We start from the raw sequence: 17,950 nt of genomic DNA, 5'->3' as shown, positions 1-17,950 counted from the left end.
TTTTTCAGACGAAATCGAGAGTTTCTATTGCAGAGAATGCAATGAAAAGCTCAAGCCACATAACACATAATACAAAGCGCGCAACGTGCAGAACCCAGCACACAAAATACAGCACACTACACGCCGCACACTTTTTTCGAACGCTGCTCAGCCACCAAATATCTGCCCAACTTCACTCTACCTAAAGCTTGTTCCTCAAAGGTTGTTCACCCTATTAAATTTTACCTAAACCCGCATCATCGCCAACCTCTTCATGGGTGTCGATGACATAGTTGACGATTTCATCAACAGTTGTATATGCAACGCCTACATAAGTATCAGCAGCGCCATAATAGATGGCGATACGGCCCGTCTCTGCATCATGAAGAGTGGCACATGGGAACAAAACGTTATTCACAAAACCTCTTTCCTCATACCATTCTTCAGGAGTTAGCACAAAATTTTTCGAGCGATATTTTACTTTCGAAGGCTCGTTAATATCCAAAATAACTGCACCCATGCTATATACAAGACCGTTGCAGGTACCAGTAACGCCATGGTAGAACATCAACCAGCCTTCTGTAGTTTCAATCGGTGCAGGTCCGCCGCCAATCTTGACACTTTGCCACCAGCCTTGGCCACCTTTACTCATGACATGGCGGTGTTTACCCCAAAATACAAAGTCAGGGCTTTCACTAAGGAATACATCACCGAATGGTGTATGTCCGCTGTCACTTGGACGGGACAACATCACGAAGTTATTATTGATTTTTCTAGGGAACAATACACCGTTCCGGTTGAAGGGCAGGAATGGATTTTCCAAGTTGATAAATGTTTTGAAATCTTGCGTTTTAGCAACACCGATAGCTGCGCCGTAAAAATCTGTACACCAGATAATATAAAATGTATCTTCGACCTTAACCAGACGTGGATCGTATGCATAACGCGGCTGATAAGAGTTACCTTCTTCATCTATAAATCGGATCGGCTCATCATCGATTTTCCAATCTAGACCGTCAACACTATGTCCCATGCGCAAATGCGGACGCGTTGTGTTATCTTCTACACGAAATACTCCGATAAAACTACCTTCAAACGCAGTTACCGCACTATTAAAAATACGGGCTACTCCTTTTGCAGGATTTCTTTTGATAACCGGGTTATCATTATGTCTCCAAATCGGGTTCTCATAGCCAGCAGGCTTATCCTGCCAAGGCATGTTCGGGATGTTAATCGCACTTGCTCCAACCAATTTCACTTCACTCATTAGTATTCCCTCCAAATGTATGCAACTTTTCAGTTTGCTATTTTATCTAGTACTGCTATGAAATCTACTACTAAGCTTACTTAACGGAACCTTGTGAAAATCCATTGTAGATATACTTTTGCAACGCGGTAAACACAACCAATGTCGGAATAATCGCGATCATAATCGCCGCACATATTACTTCCCACTGCGATCCGTATGGACCTTTAAACTTAAAGAGTGCTGTGGAGATCGTTTGGAGATCTGTTTTCGGCATATATAGGAAAGGAGTGTAAAAATCGTTATAAATATTTACGCCCTTCACAATAATTACTGTTACAATTGCCGGTTTCAGCAGTGGCAAAATAATTCTCCAATAAATCGTCCAATACGAAGCCCCGTCCAGCATCGCGGATTCATCCAGTGACTCGGAAATCGAATCCAGGAACTGCATGAAAATATATACAGCGATAATATCCGTACCGAGGTACATCACGATGGGTGCCCATCTGGTATTAAACAAGCCCAAGTGATTGATGATCTGGAAGGTTGCCACTTGCGTTGTAACACCCGGAATCAAGGTAGCAATCAGAAACATACTGATAAGAACTTTACTGCCTTTAAATTTGAAGCGGGATAAAATATAAGCCATCATCGAACCCGTCAGCGTTGCACCCAGGATAGAGATCACAACGATAATGACAGTGTTTTTAAATCCTAGAAGCATTTTGCCATCAACAAAAGCCTTAGTGTAGTTGGAGAAATTCAGCCAATTCTCTGGCAGCGTTAACGGTCCGGTTGAAGCGTATTCCGGCCCTGTTTTTAATGAGGCAAAAAATACAACTACGATAGGTATCAATGCTGCAAGTGCTCCCAAAATCAAGGTGAGATATTTGAATATACTAGCAGTGGTATATTTTACAGAATGCATAGTTTATTTCTCCTCCTTGATCAGAACGCGCTGCAAAATAGTAACTACTATAACGATACCCAGCAAAACTACGGCCATCGCTGACGCTAATCCAACTTTGCTATATTTGAACGCTACATCGACCGTCTGAATAACAAATGTGCTACTTCCGTTAGATCCGCCTGTCATGACGTATGGAATTTCAAACACACCAATGGCGCCACTGACCGCAAGAATCAGGTTCAATTGCAGAATACGTTTAATACTTGGCAAAATAATATGCATAAACTGATGCCATCTGTTTGCACCATCAATCTCAGCAGCTTCATAAATATCCGAACCGATCGAGGAAATAGCCCCAAGGAAGATCAGGAAGTTCATCCCCATGTATCTCCACAGTGACGCACCTGCGAGCGAGAAGTTAATCAAATTCGGATTGAGCAGCCACTTCTGCTGTAAACCGCTGAGTCCGAGCAGGTTAAGAATCGTATCTAGCGTGCCATCTGGTTTGAAAAAGAACAGAAAGATAAAGCCGATCGCTACACCGTTTAGCAAGGTTGGGAAGAACAAAATCCCTTTGAATAAATTTTTCATGCGAACACTAAAGCTCAGTATGGTTGCAAAATACAAAGCAAGTGCCATCTGAATAAAGGTAGTGAAGAAATAATACAAGCTGACCTTAAATACGGAAAAATACTCCGGTTTCGTAAAAATGGTTTTGTAGTTTTCTAACCCAACGTACTCCATATTTTTACTTAGGCCATTCCAGCTGGTGAAGCTGTACCGAAACATACTGATTACTGGATAATAAGCAAATGTGAGTAGTAATACGATCGGCACTAAAGAGAACAAGCATATGATGGCAATCCGTTGATTTTTGTAACTCAAATTCGAAAACTTGAACACCCGATACACCTCCAGAAAAGCATCCTCATTTATTTATGACTCGTTTAAATGTGAAGGGGGAAATGCCCGTTAGCATATCCCCTCCCACATCCACTACCGCCTATAGCATTTAAGAAAGCTTATAGTTGTTACTGTGCTGTGACTTTAGCGCGAGCGGCTTTCCACTTGTCGTTGAGGTCCTTCATGATGTCATCATAGGATTCTTTTCTGTTGCCAATTGCGGCTTCAATAATCCGTTTCTTGAAGTCTGGTTGCCAAGCACCGATTTCGGCTTGTTTGTCGATTTCATCAGACCAGCCTTCTTCGCCGGCTTTAGCAGCTGCAAGTGTATCAAAGGTTACTTCAGTGCCTTCATATTGTTTCAGAATTTCTGGAAGCTCTGCACCGATAGCCGGGCTCATACCGCCACCTTCAGTCGTTGGGTAGCCAGATTCGTTGATGAACCAATCCACCCAAGCTCTAGCAGCTTCTTTGTTTTTACTATGAACGCTGACACCCAGATTGTAGTCACCAGCAAGTGGTACAAGGATTTTATCTGCATTCGTAGGGAATGGCATAAAGCCAACATCATCTGGATTCGTTGCTAAGCCTTTGATTTGACCGATTGCCCAAGATCCAAGAACCATCGTGCCGATTTTTCCGTTAGCCAGATCCGCTTTGGAAGATTCCCAGTCTGTAGTCGTCGGATCTTCTTCAATCAAACCTTTTTGTGCTGCATCGTACAGGATTTTGTACAGCTCATAGTGAGGTTGACCTGGAACATAGTTATCGTCGCTAGCCACTTGACCAATGTTCACATAATCACGGTTACCAGCTACTGTAGCCAGATCCGCTTCCCATTGGGTCAATGTCCAGCCAGCTGCGTAGTTTGTGTACAGAGGCACAGCTTTCGTTTTATCTTTAACAGATTGCAGAGCAGTTAAGAATTGTTCAGGCGTTCTTGGAACCTCTGTAATCCCGGCATCTTTAAAGACTTGTTTGTTGTAAATAATACCGTTAAAGTTGATGGTCATTGGAATTCCGTAAGCCATTCCATCTACTGCTCGTTCTTCCACACCTGTATATTGTTTTTGCATATCTTCGAGTGTACCCAGTGGTTCGAAGAAATCGGGAATATCTTTAATAGCTATGCTTGTAGGTAACAACAGAACGTCGCCATAGTCACTAGTGCTCATGCGAATTTTAATTTGATCTTCGTAAGTAGCAAGCGCTTCAAAGTTTACTTTTACATCAGGATATTTCTCATTGAACTTAGCCGCATACTCTTTGAATACGGTATCAACAATATCCGTTCTTTGCGTAATAACCGTGATATCCCCTTTAATATCCTTGGCTGCTGCATCATCAGCCGGAGCTGCCGTCGCCTCTGTTGAGGATCCATTGCTTCCTGTGTTTTTAGCGCCTTCATTGTTGGTGTTGTTGTTTGAGGAACAACCGCTAAACAATCCTACCATAAGTGTCAGTGCCATCAAGCCCATCATTGTTTTGCCTTTTTTCATGCTTTTACGACCCCTCTCTTCAATTCGACTCTAATTTGGTTTAATAACAAAAATAATAACTTTTATCATCACTATCAATTTAATAGAGTAATCACTATTATCAAACTCACTGAAATACTCTTAAAAAAAAGTGATGATATCGCTTACAAACTCATTATAGATCTATTTTTAACGCAAAACGATGGTTTGAATTGCTTTTTCTGGTCTTGTATTTGTTATTTTTGTTTTTATTATGGTGTTTTTATTATCTAATTTATTGAAAATAGCCAAAAAAAAGAGAGCTTATCGCTCTCCTAAATAATAGCTTCCTATATAGGACTAAAACTCACGTTCCATTTTCGGTAATTTACAGCCACTTTTGTAATCCTTAGGTGTCATACCACACATTTTCTTGAACAATTTATTAAAATAAACCGGATCACTATAGCCAACCTTATCGGCAATTTCATAATTTTTTAAGTCGGGATGCTCGATCAGCAATTCTTTCGCCTTAGTAATACGAATCCGAATTAGATAATCGGTGATGGTTTGCCCCGTCTTTATTTTAAACAACCGGCTGAGGTAGCTCGCATTCATACCGACGGTCTCCGCCAAACGCTCAAGTTCGAAGTTCTGATCATACTCCCTCTCCAGTATGCTTTTAGTCTGTTCAACTACGTAATGCTCTCCACCATCTGCCGCTTGAGAGAACATCTCCTCCTGCTCTGTGACGTTCTTTTTCTTTGTATCCTCTACTCTCTTGAGCAATTCATATAGCTGAGTCTTATCAATAGGTTTTAGTAAATAATCCATCACCCCATGGCGGATTGCTCGGCGGGCATATTCAAATTCACTAAAACCGCTAAGAACGGCAATAGGTATATCCTCCATATGTCCTCTAACCTGTTCAATCAACATAAAGCCATCCATTCTAGGCATTTTGATATCTGTAATAAGCAGATCAATGTCATCTCGGGATAACTTTTCAAAATGCTCCCAGGCTTCCACACCGTTACCGTAGGATCCAATTACATGTACATCAAGCTCCATCCTGGATGTGATTTTTTCGAGCCCCCTGCGAATGACCTCCTCGTCGTCCGCAATCATAACATTTATCATTTGAGAACTTCCCTCCAGTTGTATCTGCCAGTTATTATGATTGCTCCATCATCACGAATAGAATTCTTCCTATGTATTACGTCAATGTACGATTACACTCTTTTATAGTCTTGTATTTACTATAACGAAAGTTATTCTAATTTCCCAGCTGCAACTATAAATTGTCCTTGAAATCATCTTCGAAAAAGTATATAACTAAATTAAGTTGTTATTATAAACTAACAAATTAATAATAACTATATAACAAAATTAATTTACTAATTATTCTCTTTTCTATTTTCAATGTAAGGTGGGGATTCTCGATGGTATTTAACAACGAATACATTGCAGGTATAACCTGGGGCTTCTCGGGTACACGTGTTTCATGGAAAACGGAAGAAGCGGAACGTTCGATGGAACTCATGTCTTCAGTCACTGGAGCGAACTGGACGGCCATTGCCTTTAGTGCGCTTCAAGCTACCGCTCATTCTACGGAAATTCCCTACTGGGAGGCGCCAACCGTTACCGACGAAGAAGTGAAACAGTCCATCAGTAAAGCGAAGTCACTGCAGCTAAAGGTATGCCTGAAGCCGATCGTTAATTGCGCGGACGGAACTTGGCGTGCTCACATTAACTTTTTCGATAAGGATGTTCCTTGCGAGCCTAAATGGTCTGAGTGGTTCAGCTCTTATACTAAATTTATTCTGCATTATGCTGCTATTGCTGAAGAAACAGGCTGTGAGATGTTCTGTATCGGCTGCGAGCTTGTACAAACGGATAGACGAGAAACCGAATGGCGTTCGCTTATTTCCGAGGTTCGGAAGGTTTACTCAGGAATTCTTACTTATAATTGCGATAAGTATCAGGAGGATAACGTGACCTGGTGGGATGCGCTCGATGTAATTTCTTCAAGTGGATATTATCCAGCTAACGATTGGGAAGCTCAGCTCGACCGGATTGAGCATGTGGTGAGATCACAGAATAAGCCGTTCTTTTTCATGGAAGCGGGTTGCCCAAGCCGAAGCGGGAGTGCGGCGATTCCTAATGATTGGACCTTGAAGGGTGAACCAAGTCAAGCAGAACAAAGCAACTTCTATCAGGCAATGTTTCAAAGCTGTGAGCGCAGAGATTGGGTTCAGGGCTTTATGCTTTGGGATTGGCCTACTCATCTTTATCCAATTCATGAAGCAGAACACAATGATGATTATTGTATGTATGGCAAACAAGCCGCTGGGATCATCAACGAATACTTCACCTCGAAAATCAATAAGTAATGTGAGGAGTGACTACTTACCAATGATTATTTCACCAGAATTATGGTTGACCCAGCTTGAGGATGAGCTACAGGGTAATATTCTTAGTTTTTGGATGAAACAGACGAAGGACGAAATCAATGGCGGTTTTGTTGGTGAAATCGACAATCAGCTGAACATTGCACCTGACGCGGAGAAAAGCCTTGTGCTTAATGCCCGTATTCTTTGGTCCTTTGCCAGCGCTTACCGGATCTACGGCAAGACAGAATATCTGGTTATGGCAGAACGTGCCTATGCCTATTTGATGGATCATTTCATTGATAAGGAGTATGGCGGATTATACTGGATGGTGAATGCTGAAGGCAAACCTTCTCAGGAGAAAAAACAGATCTATGGCCAATCTTTTACTATCTACGCATTGGCTGAATTCTACCACGCGACTGGACGGCCTGAGGTGTTAGATGAGGCTATTCAAATATTCCAGCTTGTTGAGAAATATGGCTATGATTCAACTTATAAAGGTTATGTTGAAGCTTTATCTCGGGAATGGCAAATCACGGATAACCTCAGTCTTAGCAGCAAGGACTTGAATGAGAAAAAATCAATGAACACGCATCTACACGTGTTGGAAGCGTATACCGGACTTTATCGAGTATGGAAGTCAGAGGAGTTGGCGAGTACGCTGGCTGAGCTAATCGAAACGATGCTGGACCATATCATTGATAACGAAGGCAAGCATTTTCATCTTTTCTTAGATGAGGCATGGAATGTAAAGTCAGATATTATCTCCTATGGACATGATATCGAAGGCAGCTGGCTGCTTGTGGAAGCCGCAGAAATACTTGGCGAAGAAAAGCTGCTACAGCGTGTTCGAACCGTCGCTATCTCCATGGCAGAAGCTGTTCTTGCAGAAGGTATAGATACCGATGGCGGGATATGGAATGAAGCTGATCCGAGTGGATTGCTAAGCAAAGATAAAGATTGGTGGCCGCAAGCGGAGGCGGTTGTTGGATTCTATAATGCTTATCAGCTGACCGGTGACAGCAAATTTAACGAGGCTGCCCAAGCCTCCTGGACTTTTATCGATAAATATATGGTGGATCACAAACTAGGCGAATGGTACTGGGGCGTGGACGAGAAGCATCTGCCTCTCCCTCACGCAACCAAGGTTAGTGCCTGGAAATGCCCTTATCATAACAGCAGAGCCTGCTTCGAAATGATCGCACGACTGAATTCAACCCTAAAGGAGACTGTATAATGTCATCGTTATTTCATGAACGCAAACAACAATTAACAGAACGTTATGAAGCGCTGATCACCCGTAAAAATGAAAAGCTTCCTTATGGAAACGGTATTTATGACCGTTATGCTTATCCACTGCTTACCGCTGAGCACGCTCCTCTAATCTGGCGTTACGACTTCAATCCTGACACTAATCCTTACTTCGCCGAAAGAATCGGCGTCAACGGCGTTTTCAACCCTGGTGCCATAGAACTTAACGGTAAGTTCTATCTTGTTGCCCGCGTAGAAGGTAATGACCGTAAATCTTTTTTTGCTGTAGCTGAAAGTGACAATGGTGTGGATGGCTTCCGCTTCTGGGATCATCCAGTCGTGTTGCCTGAGACAGAAGTTCCGGACATCAACGTTTACGACATGCGCTTAGTAAGCCATGAAGATGGCTGGATCTATGGCCTCTTTTGTACAGAACGTAAAGATCCAGACGCTCCACACGGTGACCTTTCCAGCGCAGTAGCACAATGTGGTATTGTCCGTACAAAGGATCTGAAGATCTGGGAACGTCTGGCCGATCTTAAGACAGGTTCTGCTCAACAGCGCAATGTCGTGCTCCACCCTGAATTTGTGGATGGAAAATACGCCTTCTACACTCGCCCTCAGGATGGCTTTATTGATGCAGGCTCCGGTGGCGGTATTGGCTGGGGACTCTCGGATACGATTGAGGATGCCGTGATTACAAGTGAGACAATCATGGATGAGCGCCACTACCATACCATCAAGGAAGTTAAGAATGGCCAAGGTCCAGCTCCAATCAAAACACCAAAAGGCTGGTTGCATATCGCACACGGTGTGCGAAACACTGCCGCTGGGCTTAGATACGTCCTCTATGCCTTTTTATCTGATCTGGAGGAGCCAAACAAAGTCACACATTCACCAGGTGGTCATTTCATCGCACCAGACGGTGAAGAACGTGTCGGTGATGTCTCCAACGTTGTATTCTGTAACGGTGTAATTGCACGCGATAACGGTGAGATCTATATCTACTACGCTTCCTCCGACACCCGCATCCATGTAGCAACAACTACGGTTGATCAAATGTTAGATTACGTACTGAACACACCAGAAGATCCACTCCGCTCTTATGCTTGTGTAGAGCAACGTATCGCCCTCATCGATCGTAATTTAGCGCTGTAAATAAGAGTTCAGAGTCCTTAAAAATCAACAGAGCAGCGATTCTCCTTAATGGAGGGTCGCTGCTCTGCGTTTTTGATCATTCTGTGTCCCCTAGCACGTTACTATGGGTATTTGATAGTGTTTACTAATGCTCTTTCGACTTGTAAATCTGTTCATGGATACTCCCTTATTGTTGATAAATATCCATACTTTTTAGCCGTTTAATGATTAATTCCTATAGATTAAGCTCAAAATAGCTCAGTAATCCCCTAACTCCAAGGAGGCTGAGATATAAATGTTCAAACGTATGGATGAGATTATGATCGAGATTCCTGAAGTTGAGAAGCCAGATCCCAATGCTGCTGCCGCTGTACAAGAACTGCTTGGCGGAAAGTTTGGAGAAATGTCGACCCTTAACAATTATCTCTATCAATCCTTTAATTTCCGTTCAAAAGACAAACTGAAACCCTTTTATGATTTGGTGATGAGTATAACAGCGGAAGAGCTAGGCCATGTGGAGCTAGTTTCGCATGCCATCAACAAATGCCTTCGAGGGTCAACAAGTTATAAAGAGCCAGATTCCACCCCTCTAGGGTCCGTAAAAGATGCGCGTTTATCCTATCACTTTCTGGCGGGGGCTCAAGGTGCTATGCCTTTTGATTCAACGGGGAATCCATGGACCGGAGCAAATGTATTTAATAGCGGCAACCTAGTGGAAGATCTGCTACATAATTTCTTCCTCGAATGTGGAGCCAGAACACATAAAATGAAAGTTTACGAAATGACAGACCATCCAGCTGCACGTGCTGTAGTCGGATTCCTCTTAGTGCGCGGTGGTGTCCATGTGGTCGCTTATGCCAAAGCCATCGAAATCGCAACAGGTGTTAATGTAACGAAACTCGTGCCGGTTCCTTCGTTAAATAACAAATCGTTTAGTGAAGCGAAGAAATACGAGGAGAAAGGTGTGCATACAAAGCTGTACACCTGGAGTGACAGTGACTTCGGCGCCATCGATCAGATTTGGAAGGGAACCCACCCAGAGGATAACCTCCCGCTTGAAGTCATTAAGGGAGCACCTAAAGGCTTCCCGATCCCCGTAGCTCCTGCTGTCGAAGAGGAGTTCGCCCCAGGAATCTCCCCCGAAGACTTTAAAGAAATTGCCAAACGCCTCAAAATGGCTGGAAATATTACCGAATAATATTTAAAGTGAATCTGGTGAGGAATTTACGCAGCGTCTTCCTCACCATAGGTTCACTTTTTTTAATTGTACAAAGCCCGATATTCATCCTCCAGCATAGACATCAGAATCATGTTATGAAATTCTCCGTCTACATAAAGAGCATCCCGCTCCACACCATCGTGCTTGAAACCAAGCTTCTCATAGACATGGATGGCTCTTGGATTAAAAGGATATACACCCAGATGGATACGATGCAGCTTCAAGGCTTCAAAGCCATATCGCAGCATTTGAGTCATAGCCTCAGTACCGTAACCCTTCCCTCTATGTTCATGACTACGAATCCCAAATCGAATATTTGCGCTACGGTTGTCCGGATCTATTTCGTTCAGAACCACTTCTCCAATAAGCTCATCCGTTTCCTTGACGATAATCATAAGATCCACACGATCCTCAGCTGGAACACTAATCTTTCGAATCCAAGCCGAAGTTTGCTCGCGAGAGATTTCCCCTTGCGACCCTGTTAGACGACCCATCTCATCATCAAGTAAAAATTTGTAATAGGCCTCCAGATCGGACTCTCCTACACCACGCAGATGAATATTTTCGCCTTCGATCTTTGGTATTGCAACTGCTTCTGACATAACTGAGTCCCCCTAACCAAAATTCCATGGCTTTCAATTATTTTTAATCGGCTGATTTCTATTCTCTCGGTATATCCACAGAATCACGATGCACTATGTCTGCTGCAATCAGGATCTTCTCCAATGGTGCAGAGGGATGCCCAATCCGACTTAGCAATTTCTCCACTGCCGCCCGGCCCATCGCTTCTTTAGGGACATGTACAGTAGTAAGCGGCGGAACGCCTCTTGAGGCATCCTCAATATTATCAAAGCCCGTGACCGAGATATCCCCTGGAATATTAAGACCTTCTGCCTTCAGGATATCACTGACCGTAAGTGCTGTTTTGTCATTGGCGCAGACCAAAGCGGTTGGGAGTGTCTTAGCTTTTTTCCGCTTCATGACCCAATTTTTAAAATCCTCTTGGAATACATCTTCCTCCACCCCTTCTAAAAAGAGATTCGCATCATCTTCCAAAGGCAGTCTTATCCCACTCTCCTCCAGCGCACTCCGAAAGCCAATCCACCGATCTCGAAAACTGCGTGAAAATCCAATATTCCCGATAAAATGCATTTGTGTATGGCCTGTCCCCATCAAATGATTAGTAAGTCGAGCCATGGAATCCACATTGTTCGCGAATACAGTATCACTTGGAATTAATGGATCTTCATGGTCAATCAACACCATCGGCAGACCGATGCGATGTACCTCAAGTAGTAAAGAAGTGGAGATTTCGCCCACACCTACCAAACCAAGAATCCCGCTTGGGTTCAAGATATTCACGAAATTATCCGCACGATTCTCAGAGATGATCACCATTCCAAGTCCTTCTTGATCCAGCGCAAGGGCAATACCGTCCACAATTTTTCCCCAATACAAGGAATCCTGAGTTTGCGAGCGGATATTCGGCATTAATACAAGCACAGATTGCTTATTCCGATCACTCCCCCCTACCGGAGGAGTACGCTTGACACCTTGGACAAAAGCATTTTTTTGCGTAAAATAGCCTAACTGCGAAGCCGCTTGAATCACTCGTTCTCTGGTCGTCTCATTAACGCCAGCTTTACCAGAAAGTGACTTGGAGACAACAAATTTGGATACACCGAGATGATCAGCTATTTTTTGCATGGTGACCTTTTTAGCCATATTAAACCCTCCAGAGATTGTAATATAATTAATGTTAAACCAAAGTTAAGGCTGAGAAGTTACCTGTGTTGCTACCCGCGCTTCCGTCCATTTTGCATTTAATTCGTCAAAAGACTTTTGTAAATCAGGCGCAGCAAGTAACTCTTGAATATAATCTCCGGACCAAAAGGACAGCTTAGCTCCATTTGCCAGATCGATGAACGCATCACTTTGTACCGTGCCATAAACCAGCTTAGGTTCATAAGATAAAAATTCACGGTACTGCGGCAAAAAAGGGTTCAGACTACCATCAGCAGGAAGGAATCCCCAATCATCTGAATACGAAGTCTCTTTTACAAAAAAATTCAACCAAGCCATAGCAAGCTCTTTATTCTTACTGTATTTGCTAACACCCACGAACCAGTCCGGATTGATCGGTGCATAGTGAGTACTGCTATTATCATAAGGAAATGGGAAGAATCCGATATCATCTGGTGAAGCCCCCACATCAAGCACTTGACCAACCGCCCAATTTCCAAGTAAATACATGCCAGCTTGACCTTTAGCGAGTCTAGTCTTAGAGATCTCCCAATTGTTCGAGAAGAGTTCATTCTCTACATAACCTTTAGCAATTAAGGTTCGAGCAATGGAAATGGATTTCCCCCACTCATTATCAAGCTGCCATGGACTATCCTCATTTACCATATTATTTAGATACTCAGGGTTGCCTGTCATATAATTGACCAGACTATTTCCCCATTCACGCAGTGGCCAGACGGCTCCATAATTCATATACAGCGGGATAATTCCAGCCTCTTTTAATTTAGCGCAAGCTTCGTAGAATTGATCCAGTGTCTGTGGAACCGCGGTAATTCCTGCTTTTTCGAAGGACCTTTTATTATAGACAATCCCTACCGTGGTAGTTCCCGTAGATAGCCCATATCGCTTACCATCATAAGTAGCAAAAGAAGTGAAGCGCTCACTAGCCGAAGTTTCTTCATCCAACGGTTCGAAAAAATAATCCAGTTCCTTTGATGGAAGATTCACAGGAAGCAAAAGTACATCTCCGGCGTCCTTGGTGGACAGTCTTACCAGAATGTCCGTTGCGTAATTGGATAAACCTTCAAATTCAACATTCGCTTCGGGGTACTTTTGCTTAAATTGGTCTGCGTACCCTTGAAAGGTTCCGTTCTCAATCAGATCTATTCGATTGGTCATCATGACTATGGTGCCGGATAAGTCAGACTTCACCTCGTTTCCAACTGGAGGCACTGTAGATTCCGTCTGCTTGGTGTTGTTCTCACAGCCACTAATCGTTAACAAAAAGAGAAGCAGCAGTATGGTACGCGTAGTCCAGTGTAATCTCATCCCCATCAACGGACAGCCTCCTCTTATTTCAGTCAGATAATCTAATCATTTCCGGTTCCAGCAACGGTAGCGACAAAATAACATCCGTCCCTTGTCCAAGCTCACTATATACCTCAATTCCAAAAGCCGCTCCATAATGAAGGCGCACTCGCTGCTGTATATTTTTCATACCAATGCCCCCATTGATACTTTTCTTAGGAGGACTTTCTTTCTGCAGCCCATCGTTCAATCTCTCCAAAGTGATCTTATCCATTCCACAGCCATCGTCCTTAATATGAAAGAACAGCATTTGCTCAGTCATCTCACAACGGATACTTAAATGCATTTGTGGTTTATTATCATCCAAGCCATGATAAGCAGCATTCTCTATGATCGGCTGGAAGACCAGCTTGATAATAGAGTAATTATCTAGCTCCTTCGGTACGTCGATCTCGAGTACGAAACGATTAGGGTAGCGACAGTTCAGCAGCTCAACATAGTTGCGTACATATCCAAGCTCTTGCTTCATTGTCGTTTTGCCGCTCAAATCACTTGTACTATACCGTAGCAGTTTACCTAAAATTGAGATCATGTCCGCAGCTTCAATATCATCATTGAGCTCAGCGGTCATTCGGATCGACTCCAGCGTATTATAGATAAAATGAGGATTAATCTGACTCTGCAGAGCGTGAAGCTCCGCTTCCTTCTTCTGTTCTTCAATTCGGTAGATATCCTGAATCAACTGCCTGATCCGAGCCAGCATTCGATTAAACTGATGCCCGAGCAGACCAATCTCGTCACGCCGTCTAACCCTAAACATCACATCTAGATCGCCGCCCTGAACCTTTTTCATCAGTTGAATCATCTGCGATAGTGATTTAGTGAGTGCAAAGGAAAGGATAATGGAGATAATTAACGCAAGTACAATGATACTTAATGTAGCAGCGAGCGTTGTATTACGGGTTACCTTCACATCCCGCATTAGCACATCTACAGGAATCGAAATAATGGCCTTCCAATTGGTCTTGTTAGAGCTTGAGTAAATATTTAGAAAATCTTTTCCGTTGACTGTATCATAGAAACTCCCGGATTTCCCATCGACCCTTTTGAATAGCTCTGAATCAGATACATCCGTGGCAAGAAGTTTTTTGTCACTGTCGTACACGACCATCCCCATCTCATCAACGATCAAAGATTTGCCATGCGTTACTTTATCCAGCTCCGTAACCCGATTCTCCAAATTGCTAATATTCGCTTCAACCGCGATCAGCCCAATCGGATTTAACAAACCATCCACGATTTTGCGAACAACGGTAAAAGCATATCGAGTGCTCTGCAAATTACTCGTAAATGATTGGGTACCAAACAAAAGGGCCTCTCCGCTGGAATCCTTCGTCTGCTGACTCCAGTACTTATAGCTTTGATCGAGGTCGAGCCGTACTCCACCATCCTTGGCAGAATAATAACCATTCCCATGCGCGTCAAAAATATAAACCGTGTTCGCGCCTCGCTTAATATTGTTAATAAATGAAATGTTGCCTTCTATGCCCCGCTGAATGGACAACAGTAAATCAAAATCTCCGGGTAACAATGTAGCACTGCCTGATTCGCCACCCATGATCTCTTTCTGCTCATGATAGTGGTTCGAACGAATTAAATTTTGTTTAATATCGTTCACATAGGCTGGCATAGATGAAATACGCTTCATATCTTCGATATAATCATCTACTCCATCCATCATTTGATCGATTAACTTCTCAGAATAAGCAATGGTGTTGCCCTGAATAGATTCTGAATAACTCTTATAAGTAAACACACTAATGAAGGTAAGCGGAAGGGTAATAATTATTAAAAAGACGAGGAGCAGCTTGCGTTCCATACTCATGTCCCCGATAACGGACCACCAGCCAAAGATGCGTTTACCTTTCATACGGTCCTTCTCCTTAACCCTTTTTTACCTAACTTGTTATTATTATTTACCTAACAAAATTATTATACGGGGAAGTCCTTCTTTACACAATAACAAAACCGCTTCCTCATAACGAAGAAGCGGTTTTGTTATGTAAATCATAAAAATTTGTTAGGGACCCACTTATTTTATCGTGAATAATGACAGTTTGTCCTTTAACTGTCCTGAAGCACTTTCCAGCTTACCTGACAATGAAACGAGTTGATCACTTACACTTTGTTGTTCATTACTGAGTGAAGCCACTTCTTCGGAAGTCGCTGATGATTGCTCAGCTACAGCACTTACGTTACCCATGGCTTCCGACAACACAACCTGTGAATGATTCAAGCTACTGATCGCTGTTGTCACCGATTCCAGACTAGTAATGAACTCATCCATCTGTCCTTTTACGGATACAAAGATATCGCTCGTGCTCTTCACTGAGCTTATTTGCTCTTTAAAGAGAGGTGCCACTTCAGATAATACAGCTTCCGTTTCGTTCATTTCCGTTATGATCTTGTCGGTGATTCCGGCTACAAGAGCAATAGACTGCTTCGATTGGTCGGCAAGCTGTCTTACCTCACCTGCTACCACCATAAAGCCCTTGCCAGCTTCGCCTGCACGTGCGGCTTCTATCGTCGCATTCAATGATAAAATATTCGTCTGCTGTGTGATACTCTTCATCACATCCAGCACCTTAATCACTGAGAATACTGTTTCTTTCAAATTGTTAACACGTTCTACAAGCGCACCTGTCTTTTCCCCAGTACGGCTAGTTTGATCCAGTAAATCCGTTAATTGCTTGGCACCTTGAGCACTAGCTTCTCCAACCCCGCGTGCTGCCTCATCCATCTCACTATTGGCACTAATCACGGTCTGCATTTGCGTAGCTATCACATCTGTAAGCTCATTACCACGTTCAGCTTCAAGTGCCAGACTGCCTGCTCCTCCAGCAATTTCTTCCGTAGCGGCTGCTATTTCCTTCGCGGAAATAGCTGTCTTACGCGAAGCTTCTCCAAGCTCGCCAGCGGTCTCTAGCACATCTCGTGCAGTTTCTCTAGTTTGCGATACAAGCTCAGTAATACGCTCCATCATCAAGTTAAAGGAGGCTGATAGTTGTCCAATCTCATCCTTAGACACATATTCTGTACGTACACTTAAATCTCCGCTTGCACCTTGAACCATAAGATCCTTCAATCGTGCCAGAGGGCGAGCAATCATACGAACCATCCAAATCCCAATAAATATCGCAAGCAATGCCGCACCGGCAGCCGTAATGAACGTCGTCAACAGAATCGGACGGGCTTCCTTCACTAGTTCTTCTGTAGGAACTACACCTGCGAGCTTCCAATCTGCCCGCATCATCGGATTAAAGACCGCCAGAATTTCTTTTCCGTTTGGATCTTTAGCTTCTAGGCTATTATTATTTTTCTTACTCTCTTTGATAAAAGAAAACTCCGATGACTTTCCATCGTCTAGCGGATTAGAAGAAGCCACTACTGTACCTTGCGGAGACACAAGTTGAATACGGGAGCCGTCTCCCAGCTTCACACTTGCGAAAGATTCTTCCAGCAGTGTATTCTTCAACACAAGCATAATCATGTATCCTTTATCTGCTCCCAGACTTTTAAGAGATCTTACCAAAGCAATATCTTTTTCTTCCGCTCCTTGAAGAGAGGTTGAAAACCAAATATTTTTAGAGTCGTTATTGTTAGCGTCTGAATAATAAGAATTATATTCTTTAGAATCGGCCACAATTTTCTTGAACCATTCTTGTTCTCGTAATCCATCAAAATAAATGCCACCACTGCCAGATGTAACAATTTCCTGTTCAAGTGACTCGGGAATCAATGCGACACTGAGAATATTAGAATCTGTTGTAGTCTGATTGGACAATTTCTTACTTATTGAGCTTGTTGCTTCAAATTTCTCGTAAGCAGTTTGTGCAGTAGCCATTGATCTAAGATCCGTTTGCAACTGCACATCAAAAAAGAGCTGCAATACCGTATTCTCATATTGCTTCAAGGTAATATCCAGCTTCTCAGCAGTCTGAACAATAGTCTGGCGGTAGGCTTCGGATACGTTATTCTTTATCGTTGTTTTTGCCTTCGAATAAGATATAAGTCCAAGTGACATAACTACGATTACAGTGGAACATAAGAATATTAGAAATAACTTCACACCGACGGATTGGATAGGATTAACTCTCTTGATTTGGCTTCCCCAACCCAACATCATTTTCTTAGCATCTAACTTTGATGTCTTTCCTGTACCTACTTCATTGCTCTGTACATTTACGGATTTTTTATTGTTCTTCTTCATCTCTCTAACCTTCTCTCTTTATGCTTTTCACTAATACTATTTTGATCAGGATCCCCATCATGATCATCTACCCGCTAATATTAGAGGACATATGAAAGCGCTAACCATATTATATATCGGTTTATTAGGCC

General features: G+C 42.9%; 14 protein-coding genes. 4 read left to right on the top strand and 10 right to left on the bottom strand.

Annotated features, from left to right (window positions below; all coding sequences use genetic code 11):
• Positions 1-214: 214 nt before the first annotated feature.
• The 5 genes from MHI27_RS07930 to MHI27_RS07910 all read right to left on the bottom strand — a co-directional run bounded on the left by MHI27_RS07930 (position 215) and on the right by MHI27_RS07910 (position 5,638).
• Positions 215-1,246, bottom strand: a complete 1,032-nt coding sequence (locus MHI27_RS07930) for a glycoside hydrolase family 130 protein (protein ID WP_042186112.1) — start codon at positions 1,244-1,246, stop codon at positions 215-217.
• 76 nt (positions 1,247-1,322) lie between these two features.
• The gene (locus MHI27_RS07925) at positions 1,323-2,156 is read right to left on the bottom strand and encodes a carbohydrate ABC transporter permease (RefSeq protein WP_042186110.1); all 834 of its coding nucleotides are present in this window, start codon (positions 2,154-2,156) and stop codon (positions 1,323-1,325) included.
• A gap of 3 nt (positions 2,157-2,159) precedes the next feature.
• The gene (locus MHI27_RS07920) at positions 2,160-3,041 is read right to left on the bottom strand and encodes a carbohydrate ABC transporter permease (RefSeq protein WP_042186108.1); all 882 of its coding nucleotides are present in this window, start codon (positions 3,039-3,041) and stop codon (positions 2,160-2,162) included.
• Between the two features lie 128 nt (positions 3,042-3,169).
• Positions 3,170-4,540: an ABC transporter substrate-binding protein gene (locus MHI27_RS07915; RefSeq protein ID WP_405175989.1), complete on the bottom strand. Its 1,371-nt coding sequence runs from the start codon at positions 4,538-4,540 to the stop codon at positions 3,170-3,172.
• Between the two features lie 318 nt (positions 4,541-4,858).
• Positions 4,859-5,638, bottom strand: coding sequence for a response regulator (locus tag MHI27_RS07910; RefSeq protein WP_042186104.1), 780 nt, complete (start codon positions 5,636-5,638; stop codon positions 4,859-4,861).
• Positions 5,639-5,940: 302 nt separating this feature from the next.
• On the opposite strand from MHI27_RS07910, the gene MHI27_RS07905 reads away from it, so the two are divergent.
• The 4 genes from MHI27_RS07905 to MHI27_RS07890 all read left to right on the top strand — a co-directional run bounded on the left by MHI27_RS07905 (position 5,941) and on the right by MHI27_RS07890 (position 10,477).
• On the top strand, positions 5,941-6,891 hold the full coding sequence (locus MHI27_RS07905) for a glycoside hydrolase family 113 (protein ID WP_405175988.1): 951 nt from the start codon (positions 5,941-5,943) through the stop codon (positions 6,889-6,891).
• Between the two features lie 22 nt (positions 6,892-6,913).
• Complete coding sequence (locus MHI27_RS07900) at positions 6,914-8,128, top strand: AGE family epimerase/isomerase (protein ID WP_405175987.1); 1,215 nt, start codon at positions 6,914-6,916, stop codon at positions 8,126-8,128.
• Positions 8,128-9,300 carry a glycosidase gene (locus MHI27_RS07895; RefSeq protein WP_405175986.1) on the top strand — a complete coding sequence of 391 codons (1,173 nt, stop codon included), beginning with the start codon at positions 8,128-8,130 and terminating at the stop codon, positions 9,298-9,300. The genes MHI27_RS07900 and MHI27_RS07895 overlap by 1 nt, the downstream gene beginning before the upstream one ends.
• A gap of 274 nt (positions 9,301-9,574) precedes the next feature.
• Complete coding sequence (locus MHI27_RS07890; RefSeq protein WP_076284263.1) at positions 9,575-10,477, top strand: manganese catalase family protein; 903 nt, start codon at positions 9,575-9,577, stop codon at positions 10,475-10,477.
• Between the two features lie 62 nt (positions 10,478-10,539).
• Here MHI27_RS07890 and MHI27_RS07885 read toward each other — a convergent pair whose 3' ends face one another.
• The 5 genes from MHI27_RS07885 to MHI27_RS07865 all read right to left on the bottom strand — a co-directional run bounded on the left by MHI27_RS07885 (position 10,540) and on the right by MHI27_RS07865 (position 17,819).
• On the bottom strand, positions 10,540-11,100 hold the full coding sequence (locus MHI27_RS07885) for a GNAT family N-acetyltransferase (protein WP_405175985.1): 561 nt from the start codon (positions 11,098-11,100) through the stop codon (positions 10,540-10,542).
• Between the two features lie 58 nt (positions 11,101-11,158).
• Positions 11,159-12,223 (bottom strand): LacI family DNA-binding transcriptional regulator, encoded by a 1,065-nt coding sequence (locus MHI27_RS07880; protein ID WP_339801843.1) that lies wholly within the window; start codon positions 12,221-12,223, stop codon positions 11,159-11,161.
• A gap of 45 nt (positions 12,224-12,268) precedes the next feature.
• The gene (locus MHI27_RS07875; protein WP_405175984.1) at positions 12,269-13,576 is read right to left on the bottom strand and encodes an ABC transporter substrate-binding protein; all 1,308 of its coding nucleotides are present in this window, start codon (positions 13,574-13,576) and stop codon (positions 12,269-12,271) included.
• Between the two features lie 22 nt (positions 13,577-13,598).
• Positions 13,599-15,479, bottom strand: coding sequence for a sensor histidine kinase (locus MHI27_RS07870; protein WP_339269733.1), 1,881 nt, complete (start codon positions 15,477-15,479; stop codon positions 13,599-13,601).
• 162 nt (positions 15,480-15,641) lie between these two features.
• Positions 15,642-17,819: a methyl-accepting chemotaxis protein gene (locus MHI27_RS07865; RefSeq protein WP_076284267.1), complete on the bottom strand. Its 2,178-nt coding sequence runs from the start codon at positions 17,817-17,819 to the stop codon at positions 15,642-15,644.
• Between the last annotated feature and the right edge of the window lie 131 nt (positions 17,820-17,950).

Source organism: Paenibacillus sp. FSL H8-0261 (assembly GCF_045040645.1).
GTDB lineage: Bacteria > Bacillota > Bacilli > Paenibacillales > Paenibacillaceae > Paenibacillus_AQ.
The sequence above is the reverse complement of the archived record's forward strand: the minus strand, read 5'-3'. Positions and strand labels throughout refer to the sequence as shown.

Coding starts and splice junctions, on each gene's coding strand:
- MHI27_RS07885 (WP_405175985.1), bottom strand. CDS start 11,100: ATGTCAGAAGCAGTTGCAATACCAAAGATCGAAGGCGAAAATATTCAT.
- MHI27_RS07870 (WP_339269733.1), bottom strand. CDS start 15,479: ATGAAAGGTAAACGCATCTTTGGCTGGTGGTCCGTTATCGGGGACATG.
- MHI27_RS07900 (WP_405175987.1), top strand. CDS start 6,914: ATGATTATTTCACCAGAATTATGGTTGACCCAGCTTGAGGATGAGCTA.
- MHI27_RS07880 (WP_339801843.1), bottom strand. CDS start 12,223: ATGGCTAAAAAGGTCACCATGCAAAAAATAGCTGATCATCTCGGTGTA.
- MHI27_RS07925 (WP_042186110.1), bottom strand. CDS start 2,156: ATGCATTCTGTAAAATATACCACTGCTAGTATATTCAAATATCTCACC.
- MHI27_RS07875 (WP_405175984.1), bottom strand. CDS start 13,576: ATGGGGATGAGATTACACTGGACTACGCGTACCATACTGCTGCTTCTC.
- MHI27_RS07905 (WP_405175988.1), top strand. CDS start 5,941: ATGGTATTTAACAACGAATACATTGCAGGTATAACCTGGGGCTTCTCG.
- MHI27_RS07915 (WP_405175989.1), bottom strand. CDS start 4,540: ATGAAAAAAGGCAAAACAATGATGGGCTTGATGGCACTGACACTTATG.
- MHI27_RS07910 (WP_042186104.1), bottom strand. CDS start 5,638: ATGATAAATGTTATGATTGCGGACGACGAGGAGGTCATTCGCAGGGGG.
- MHI27_RS07895 (WP_405175986.1), top strand. CDS start 8,128: ATGTCATCGTTATTTCATGAACGCAAACAACAATTAACAGAACGTTAT.
- MHI27_RS07930 (WP_042186112.1), bottom strand. CDS start 1,246: ATGAGTGAAGTGAAATTGGTTGGAGCAAGTGCGATTAACATCCCGAAC.
- MHI27_RS07890 (WP_076284263.1), top strand. CDS start 9,575: ATGTTCAAACGTATGGATGAGATTATGATCGAGATTCCTGAAGTTGAG.
- MHI27_RS07865 (WP_076284267.1), bottom strand. CDS start 17,819: ATGAAGAAGAACAATAAAAAATCCGTAAATGTACAGAGCAATGAAGTA.